The organism is Chitinophaga sp. (assembly GCF_036569125.1).
Lineage (GTDB): Bacteria > Bacteroidota > Bacteroidia > Chitinophagales > Chitinophagaceae > Chitinophaga.
Genome location: NZ_DATCRF010000121.1, coordinates 1 through 3,535, shown reverse-complemented (window position 1 = coordinate 3,535; position 3,535 = coordinate 1). Strand labels below are relative to the sequence as shown.

3 protein-coding genes and 1 pseudogene are annotated in these 3,535 nt (G+C 48.4%); all 4 read right to left on the bottom strand.

The annotated features are described in order from the left end of the window. The coding region (locus tag VIM87_RS04285) for a PAS domain S-box protein (RefSeq protein ID WP_331995779.1) at positions 1 to 1,744 on the bottom strand (1,744 nt) is incomplete at its 3' end. 93 nt (positions 1,745 to 1,837) lie between these two features. Beyond that, the gene (gene urtE / locus VIM87_RS04280; RefSeq protein ID WP_331995778.1) at positions 1,838 to 2,551 is read right to left on the bottom strand and encodes an urea ABC transporter ATP-binding subunit UrtE; all 714 of its coding nucleotides are present in this window, start codon (positions 2,549 to 2,551) and stop codon (positions 1,838 to 1,840) included. Between the two features lie 4 nt (positions 2,552 to 2,555). Continuing rightward, positions 2,556 to 3,311, bottom strand: coding sequence for an urea ABC transporter ATP-binding protein UrtD (gene urtD, locus VIM87_RS04275; RefSeq protein WP_331995777.1), 756 nt, complete (start codon positions 3,309 to 3,311; stop codon positions 2,556 to 2,558). Then, positions 3,292 to 3,535 (bottom strand): annotated as a pseudogene (locus VIM87_RS04270) (hypothetical protein); the annotation flags it as partial. The pseudogene VIM87_RS04270 and the gene urtD, both read right to left, overlap by 20 nt.

Here is a 3,535-nt window from a genome sequence, read left to right as displayed (position 1 = left end):
AGGTACCGCTGAGTAGTTCCGCCCGCTCTTTCATGCCGCGTATACCGTTCATTTTCCTGGCCAGGTTCTTTAAATGTAATTGTTGGCTATCAAAATAAAAACCTTTGCCATTATCTTTTATCATCAGGTTCAGGTAATGGCCGGAGGTATCAATAAATATTTCCACACGGGAGGCCTGTGAATGTTTGATCACATTATTCAGCCCTTCCTGTAAAATGCGGTACACGCTTATTTCCAGCTCTCTTGATAACGGGCCGGGATGGATGTTGGTATCCAGTAGAAAATCCATTTTACGGTTAGCATCCTTACAGGTGGTCACCAGGTCTTCAATGGCGGAGAGCAAGCCAAAATCTTCCAGCACGCTGGGCAGCAGGTCAGAGCAAATGCGCCGCGTTTCTGTGATCAGCTTTGCCAGCATCATATTCACCATCGCTACCTCCGGGTCGGGCGTACCGCTGCGGTCCTGGATCTGTTCCAGCTTCATACGCAGGCTGGTAAGCATTTGCCCAATTCCGTCATGGATCTCTGCTGTAATGCGCTTGCGTTCTTTTTCCTGCCCGTTAATGATGGCGTAGGACCTTATTTTTTGCTCCACGCCTTCCCGCCGGATCTTTTCTTCCATCAGCAGCTGGTTTTCCCGCTCTGTATTTTTACGGTTGGTAATATCAGTGCCTATCAGCAGGTATTGATACAAACTGCCGGCATTGTCAAATACCGGCATCAAAGTAACATCCAGCCAAAAGCCCGTACCATCGGATGCAGTGTCAAATATTTCATCCTGCCATACTTCCGTTTGTTTTTTAATGTCGCGGATGTGTTCATAGATCACACTTTCACGGCCGCCCATGTTATTGTAAAAAACCTGTTTGCCGCGCAGCTCCTGTATGCTGTATTTGGTAACATGGCAATACTTATCATTGGCATATACAATATTTCCTTCGGGATCTGTTTTTACCAGATAGGTGGCTTTGTCCAGCGCATAGTTCATTTCCCGCAGCTCCTTATAGGATTCCTCCATGCGGGCATTGGCATCCTGCAGCTCCTCTGATAAAAGTTTTGACCTTTCTTCTGAAGATACCAATCCTACCACTACTTTTTTAATGTGAATGGCCAGGGGGTAAAAAATAAAAATGGCTTCCAGCGCCAGTGTTAACAGCACCAGCGCCAGCATCAGGTAATCGATCTGTTTCAGCTGGCTGATACGCTCTTTGGAAAAACGGTCATAATCAAACACGATCAGCTCCATGCCCAGCAGGTAGGATTGCTCGTAATCCAGGATGGTTTTTACATAGGGGCGTATCAGCTGGGGATTAAATACCTTGGAGGTATCCAGCACCGCTACAATGTGCTCTGCAGCATTCATCATTTCCTTGCGGGGATGGCTGATGAGGTCAAACATGGTATTGATCTCCTCCATGTTCTCCGTAGGCAGGTTCAGGAAGCGGCTGCCCATTTCCAGGCCTTCCTGCGCTTTTTCCCATTGTTTAAGGGTATTTACAAACTCTTTGCGGCTAATATCATATTCGTACCCATATTCCAGCATGAGCGCAGTTTTGCTCAGCGTTTGGCTGTAGGTACGCAGGCGGGCGGCAAAGTTAATTACATGGGAATCGTCCATGGAGCGGTTCAGGTGCTGCTGTATGCGCACCTGGCTCACCACGGACAACACGGCTATGAAGGTTAAAGCGATGCCATACCGGATAGTAAAGTGTTTAAAGATCTTATTGCCTTCTGATATGATCATAAAATCACTTTTCATTAAGTAAAACAGATTGCCCCTTAAAATATCAAATCTGCCGGTTAAATTCAAATGCAGGCGCCGCCTTTATTTGGGATGTTACACAGCAATATGTTCCTGCAGCTCATTAAAGTCAAACGTAGCAGCATTGCCTTCTTTCACCATTTTGCCCCTTTCCATAAAATAAAAATAGTCGGTTACGTGCTTGGCAAAGTCTATTTTCTGTTCTACCAGCAATACGGCCATTCCCTTTGTGGTAACCAGCTGCCGCAGAATATCGCCTATTTCAATGGCAATGGAAGGCTGCAAACCTTCCGTAGGCTCATCCAGCAGCAACAGGGCGGGCCCGCTGATAAGGGTGCGGGCAATGGCCAGCTGCTGTTGCTGCCCCCCGCTTAAATTACCCCCGGCGCGGCGGCGGAACTCTTTCAGGATGGGGAACAGCGTATAAATTTCTTCCTCCGGCATACGGGGCTTATAGTCCGGTGTGGCTTCCAGCCCAAGCTGCAGATTCTCCTGTACCGTGAGCTTGGGAATGATCTCGCGCCCCTGTGGCACATACCCAATGCCTGCACGCGCTATTTTATAAGGCGCCAGGTTGGTAATGTTCTGCCCTTTAAAGGTCACCTGCCCTTCCCGCGCTTTCTGCAGGCCCATAATGGTTTTAAGCAGGGTGGTTTTGCCTACGCCGTTGCGGCCCATAACCGTGGTAACGGCGCCTTGCAGCACCGATAAATTTACGCCCCACAAAATGGTGCTCTGGTCATATGCTGTTATAATATTGCTGGCTGTTAGCAGTGTTGTTGGCTCCATAATCCTATAGTTTTTCCAGTTGTGCATTGGCCCTGCCCAGGTAACAGTCAATTACCCGCTGATCATTCTTCACTTCTTCAAAAGGCCCTTCCGTTAACAGTTTACCATTTACCAATACACTTACCAGCCTGGTAGCGATCTGTTTTACAAAATGCATATCATGTTCTATTACTATAACGCCGTGCTGTTTGGACAGCTCCAGCAGCAGCTCGCCGGTTTTTTCCGCTTCCTTGTCAGACATGCCGGCGGCCGGTTCATCTATCAACAACAAACGCGGATCCTGCAGCACCACAATAGCTATTTCCAGCCACTGCTTTTGCCCATGTGAAAGGGCGCCGGCCTGTTTATGCAATGCGGATGTGAGGCCCACCCGCTCTGCCATCGCCTCAATTTTTTCCTGAACGCCTGCGGGCATCCGGGAAAATAAGGAAGTAAACACATCCTTTTTCATGCGCGTGGCCAGCAGCATATTCTCGTACACGCTGAGGCCGGGGAATACGGATGGTTTCTGGAACTTACGCCCGATGCCCATTTCCGCTATCTGCACTTCTGTTAAGCCCCTGGTGGGTTTCCCGTTAAATACAATGCTGCCGGTATCCGGTTTGGTTTTGCCGCAGAGTATATCCATGAATGTAGATTTACCTGCGCCATTAGGGCCAATGATCACCCGCAGCTCCCGGTCTTCCAGCTGAAAGTGCTGCAGGTTCAGGGCCTGCACCCCGCCAAAAGAAACCGCCAGCTCATTTACTTCCAGTAGCATACTTTTCACTATTTGTTTTAATGCCTATTTTATAACCTATTTTTTCAAACAGGCCCAGGAAACCTTTATCAAAATACAGTACGGTAAGTATGTACAGCATACCCAATATAAACAGCCATCCCTGCGGAAATACGCTGGTACAGTAGCTATACACACAATTTACCAGCAGCGCGCCTATTACCGCTCCCTTTAAGTTACCACGGCCCCCCAGGGCTACCCACATC

What these genes read in the sequence shown, in the direction of transcription:
- urtE (WP_331995778.1), bottom strand. Translation starts at nt 2,551, where the DNA reads ATGGAGCCAACAACACTGCTAACAGCCAGCAATATTATAACAGCATAT.
- urtD (WP_331995777.1), bottom strand. Translation starts at nt 3,311, where the DNA reads ATGCTACTGGAAGTAAATGAGCTGGCGGTTTCTTTTGGCGGGGTGCAG.